Consider the following 5658-nt stretch of genomic DNA (forward strand, 5'->3'; position numbering starts at 1 on the left):
CCTACGGCCGCCCGGACGCGCTCGGCCTGCCCGAACTCGCCGTCGAGGACAACCGGGTCCTGATCCCGCCCGAGTGGTTGGAGGTGTTCGGCCGGCCGGACCCCTACACGCACTTCCGCGGCGGCGACGGCTCGTTCGGCGACTGCGCGGACCTCGCGGCGGCAGGGCAGTGCGCGTTCGAGACGGCCGTGCTCCGGCTCGCCGACTGGGTACACCGCGAGACCGGTATGGACGACCTGTGCTTCGCCGGTGGCACCGCGCTGAACTGCTCGGCGAACGGGCGGCTGGTGCGCGAGAGCGGCTTCGACGGTGTGTTCATCCCGCCCAGCCCGCACGACGGCGGTACCGCCCTGGGCTGCGCTCTCTACGGGATGATCGAGTGCCTGGGCCGGCCGCGCGGGTTCCGCTGGACCAACGACTTCCTCGGCCCCGAACCGGACCCGGGCGCGATCTCGGACGCCGTGCGCGCCGCCTCCCCCGATCTGGTCGTCGAGCGGCCACTCGATCTCGTCGACCGCACCGTGGAGCTGCTCGACAGCGGCCACGTGCTCGGTCTGCACCAGGGCCGCAGCGAATCCGGTCCCCGCGCCCTGGGCAACCGGAGCATCATCGCCGACGCCCGCCGCCCCGGGATGCGGGACTTCATCAACGCGCGGGTCAAGGGCCGCGAGTGGTTCCGCCCGCTGGCCCCCCTGGTGCTCCTGGACGCCGCCACGGACGTCTTCGACCACGAGGGCCCCGCGCCGTTCATGCTGCTCGCGATGGACGTCCGCGACCACCGCCGCGCGGCCCTCCCGGCCATCACGCACGTCGACGGCACCGCACGGATCCAGACCGTGGAGCCGGTGAACACCCCGTTCCTGCACGCGGTGCTGTCCGGTTTCGAGTCCCGCACCGGCTGCCCGGTCCTGCTCAACACCTCGCTCAACGGCCCCGGCGACCCGCTCGCCGAGACCCCCGAGGACTCCCTGGCGTGCCTGCGGGACACCGCGCTGCACGGTCTGGTCATGCCGCCCTACCTCATCCGCAAGCGTCACGCCGAGCCGCCGATCCCGGCCCGGTGAGGTTCAGCCCAGCCGGTCCAGCACGTTGCGGGTGATCCGCTCCACCGCCGGGGTGGTCCCGCTCGCGAGCACCCGCGGCCAGTCGGTCGTGGCCGCGGTGAAGACCGTCCCGCCCCGGGCGTAGGTGCCCATCGTCGCGGCACGGTTGCCCAGACCCCACCCGGCTGCACCGACGTCCCCGACCCCCAGGATCGTGAAGCCCGGCGGGGTGCCGTCGTCCCCGGAGGCCCGGACCGGGCGCCCGCGGGCGAGGTCCGTGCGGTCGAAGTGCGCGCCGTCGCACTCGTAGCCGACCAGGTACTCGTCGCGCCGGTCGCCGAAGGTGTCGCCGTCACCCAGGCCCGTCCCCGCGTACACCCAGTGGTCGGCATGCTGGACCCGGTAGCCGACGGGCACCGGACGGGCGTCGAAGGGGCGTTCGCCGCCGTTGCGGAAGCTGACACCGGTGAGGCGGTTCTCCGGCCGGCCCGGGCCGTCGTGCCAGTTCTGCACCCGCACGTAGGTCACCGCGTCCGCCCCCGGGTCGAAACGGACCCGCCACCAGCACGTGTTGCCGCCGAAGAACGCGACGTTGCCGCCGCCGTCGCGGAAGCGCTCCACGTTGGCACGCATCGCGTCGCTCCAGTACTCGTCGTGTCCCGCGCTGACGAGCAGCCGGTAGGAGTCCAGCAATGTGGGGTCGCGGTGCAGGTCGAGGTCCGTGCAGTGGTCGACCCGGTAGCCGGTGCGTTCCAGCCACGCGAGGAACGGCGCGTCCCAGTGCACGAACGTCTGGCGCGGCGTGGGGTCGTGCGGGTCGGCGTTGAAGATGTCCCACGGGGTCCCGCCGGTGCCGCCGCCGGGACGGCGCACAGCGACCCCGTCGCCGGTGTAGAGGCACCAGGCCCGGTGCCGCGGCGCGTCCCGCGGGAGCGCGACGACCTCGTTGTAGGCGTGATAGGTCAGCAGCGGGAGCTTGTAGAGGATGCGTCCGGCCCCGCCGGGCCTGTTCCGCAGCACGAACAGGGCCGTGGAGTCGCGGGCGTCGGGGGTGCGGGGAACCAGGTGCGGGGCTCCGGCCTCGACGAACACCGCGAGGTGCACCCCCGGCGCCCAGTCCGGTGGGATCGGGAACCGGTAGCCCGGCCAGCCCGGCAGCTCCCGGCCGTCCGGCCCGGTGCCCGGCCGTCCCCAGTCCTGGTGCGGAAGGTGATGCGGGACGTCGTGTCCGTCCAGCCACGGCGAGCGGGCGACGAAGGTCAGGTTCGCGCCGCACCGGTAGAACTCGACGCGGAACGCGGGCGCGTCCGTCGAGACCCGCAGCATCAGCTCCTCACCGGGACCCAGACCCGGCCGGTCCGGATATCCGTAGATCATCGACGGCTCCCCGGGGGCGACGACTCGCTCGACCGGATGCACGGTTCCCCGTTCACCCGCGTCCACACCTGCTCGGTGGCGGCCGGCGATCTACCCCGATCGGGCCCCGGTGCGGACGTGTGCAGCCGCGACCGGCGTGGGTATCCGGGCACCGTGACACCTCCGGAGCCCGGGCCGTCGCGCCTCACCGTCGCCGAGCAGCGCCAGCTGGAGGAGCTCGAACGACAATTCGTCGTGCAGTTCCCCGAACTGGCCGATGCGCTGCGCGACGGCCGGCTCCCGGTCCTCGAGCCGCCCGAGCGGGCGGCGGCCTTCGTGACGGCCTGCATCCTGCTCGTCACCGCGGTCCTGATCGGCGGGCTCGGCCTCGGCGGGGCGGTGGCGCTGAGCCTGGCCGGGGCGGCGGCGGTCGGTGCAGGGCTGCGGTACTGGGCGCGGCGTCCGATCCGGCAGGCGGACCCGCCGGACCCACCGGTCGGGGACGGGACGTGAGCCGGATCGGGCCGGCGCGGGCGGTGTAGCCGGGGCAGGCAGACTGGGTCACCGTGCGACGGCCCGCCGACCTGCCCGACCTCCCGGTACGGGCCGTCCTCGACCAGGTGACCGGCACGCTCGACGAGCACGGCGCGGCGGTGCTCGTGGCGCCGCCGGGCACCGGCAAGACCACACTGGCGCCGCTCGCCCTGGCCGGCTCGGGTGCGGGCCGGGTAGTGGTGGCCGAGCCGCGGCGGGTGGCGGCGCGGGCGGCCGCCGCACGGATGGCGGCGCTGCTCGGGGAGCGCGTCGGGGACACCGTCGGGTACTCCGTGCGCGGAGACTCGCGGGTCTGCGCGGACACCCGCATCGAGGTGGTGACCTCCGGGCTGCTGCTGCGCCGGCTCGCCCACGATCCGGAGCTGTCCGGGGTGGATGCCGTGTTGCTCGACGAGTGCCACGAACGTCATCTCGACGCCGACCTGCTGCTCGCGCTGCTGCTCGACGCCCGTGAGGGCCTGCGACCCGACCTGCGGTTGCTCGCCACCTCGGCCACCCTGGCCACCGAGCGGCTGGCCTCGCTGCTCGATGACGCACCCGTGCTCACGGTCACGGCCCGGACGTTCCCGGTGCAACGGCACCACGTCCCGCCGGTGCGCGGTGAGCGGATCGAGGCGTGCGTGGCCCGGGCGGTGCGGACGGCGCTCGACGACGGGGACGGCGACGTGCTCGCCTTCCTGCCCGGGGTCGCGGAGATCCGGCGCACGGCCGACGCGCTCGCCGGGCTCTCCGACGTCGACGTCGTGGCGCTGCACGGCCGGATGCCCGCCGCCGAGCAGGACGCGGCGCTGACCGAGGGTCCCCGGCGCCGGGTCGTGCTGGCGACCGCGCTCGCCGAGTCCAGCCTGACCGTGCCCGGGGTGCGCGCGGTCGTGGACGCCGGGTTGGCCCGGGTGCCGCGCGTGGACCATCGCCGGGGCCTGGCCGGGCTGGTCACCGTGCGGGTGTCCGCCGCGGTCGCGGAGCAGCGCGCCGGGCGGGCGGGGCGGCAGGCGCCGGGCCGGGTGTACCGCTGCTGGCCGGAGGCCGAGACGGCGGCGCTGCCGCGCTTTCCCGAGCCCGAGATCCGCACCGCCGACCTCACCCGGCTGGCCCTCGACCTGGCCGGCTGGGGAACTCCGGACGGCGGCGGCCTGCGCTGGTGGGACGTGCCGCCGGAGGGCCCGCTGCGGGCGGGGCAGGAGGTGCTGCGCGCGCTGGGTGCTCTCGACGCCGACGGCGTGACCGACCGGGGACGGCGGATGGCCGACCTGGGGGTGCACCCCCGGCTGGCGCGGGCCCTGCTGGACGGAGCCGCCCAGGTGGGCGCGCGGGCCGCGGCCGAGGTCGTCGCGGTGCTCGACGACGACACCCTGGCCGCCGGGGTCGACCTGGGCACGGAGCTCGCCCGGCTGCGCAGTGGCGCCGCGCCGGGCGCCGGGCGGTGGCGGCGGGAGGCCGGGCGGCTGGCCCGTCTGGTCGGGTCGCGTGACGGCGGTACGGGACAGGACCGCGCGCCGGATCGGTCTGCGCGGGGCGCAGGTCACCCTGCCGGCCGGGGCGGCGACGACGTCGCGCTCGTCGTGGGGCTGGCCCACCCCGAGCGCCTGGCCCGCCGGCGCGCCGACGGGTCGTCGGCCTACCTGATGGCGGGCGGAACGGCCGTCGAGCTGCCGCCGGGCAGCCCGCTGGCCGAGCAGGAATGGCTGGCGGTCGCGGTCGCGGACCGCCGGCCCGGCGACGTGCACGCCCGGGTGCGCCTCGCGGCACCCGCCGACCGGGAGCTGGCCGAACGGGCCGCGCCGGCCCTGCTCGCCGACTCCGACGAGGTGGCATGGCGGTCGGGTGACGTCGTCGCGCGGCGGGTTCGGCGGCTCGGTGCGATCGTCCTGGAGGAGCGAGCGCTTCCACAGCCGCCTCCCGACCGCGTGCGAGCCGCGCTCGTCGACGGCCTGCGCGCGGAGGGCACCGGGCTGCTGCGCTGGACCCCCGCCGCGCGCTCGCTGCGCGAGCGGCTCGCCCTGCTGCACCGCACGCTCGGTCCACCGTGGCCCGCGGTGGACGAGAACGTGCTGATCGACGACGCGGCCCGCCCGGACGGCTGGCTGGCCGGCCCGCTCGCGACCGCCCGGAACCGTGCCGACCTCGCCCGCATCGACGCGGGGGCCGCGCTGCGCGCGCTCGGGGGCTGGCAGCTGGCGTCCTCCGTCGACGAGCTCGCTCCGGAGCGGATCGAGGTGCCCTCGGGGTCCCGCATCGCGGTCGACTACTCCGGGGACCGGCCGGTGCTCCCCGTGCGGGTACAGGAGGTCTTCGGCTGGACCCGCACCCCGACCATCGCCGGCGGCCGGCTCCCCGTCGTGTTGCACCTGCTGTCCCCCGCCGGTCGGCCGGCCGCCGTCACCGGGGATCTGGAGTCGTTCTGGGCGACCGGGTATCCCCAGGTCCGGGCGGAGCTGCGCGGCCGCTACCCCAAGCACGACTGGCCGGCCGACCCCCTGGCGGCGGCCCCGTCACGCCGTCCGAGCCGGGGGGCGCGGGGCTGATCGCGGGTACGGCCGACGGTCATCACCTCGCTCCATGATGGAGCCGGGACCGCGTTCGACCGGCCGGGCGGGTCGCGGGCACAGCGGCCGGCGAGCCCCGGACCGGAACACCGGCACGGACCGGGGCCGCACCCGGTTCCGGAGGCCTCGGACCCGGGACGGAGGTCCCGCCCATACCC

Annotated in this window: 4 protein-coding genes; 3 read left to right on the top strand and 1 reads right to left on the bottom strand. The window is 76.3% G+C overall.

All coding sequences use genetic code 11. The features are described 5' to 3' along the window. On the top strand, positions 1-1064 hold a 1064-nt coding region (locus HF519_RS29075; RefSeq protein WP_281358675.1), incomplete at its 5' end, for a carbamoyltransferase C-terminal domain-containing protein. A gap of 3 nt (positions 1065-1067) precedes the next feature. On the opposite strand, the gene HF519_RS29080 is transcribed toward HF519_RS29075, so the two are convergent. After that, a complete protein-coding gene (locus tag HF519_RS29080) occupies positions 1068-2420 on the bottom strand; it encodes a N,N-dimethylformamidase beta subunit family domain-containing protein (protein WP_169416174.1) in 1353 nt (450 codons plus the stop codon). 153 nt (positions 2421-2573) lie between these two features. Here HF519_RS29080 and HF519_RS29085 point away from each other — a divergent pair, with 153 nt between their 5' ends. After that, a complete protein-coding gene (locus HF519_RS29085; RefSeq protein ID WP_169416175.1) occupies positions 2574-2912 on the top strand; it encodes a DUF3040 domain-containing protein in 339 nt (112 codons plus the stop codon). A gap of 53 nt (positions 2913-2965) precedes the next feature. After that, the gene (gene hrpB, locus HF519_RS29090) at positions 2966-5479 is read left to right on the top strand and encodes an ATP-dependent helicase HrpB (protein ID WP_169416176.1); all 2514 of its coding nucleotides are present in this window, start codon (positions 2966-2968) and stop codon (positions 5477-5479) included. Positions 5480-5658: the final 179 nt, after the last annotated feature.

Source organism: Pseudonocardia bannensis (genome assembly GCF_012911875.1).
GTDB lineage: Bacteria > Actinomycetota > Actinomycetes > Mycobacteriales > Pseudonocardiaceae > Pseudonocardia > Pseudonocardia bannensis.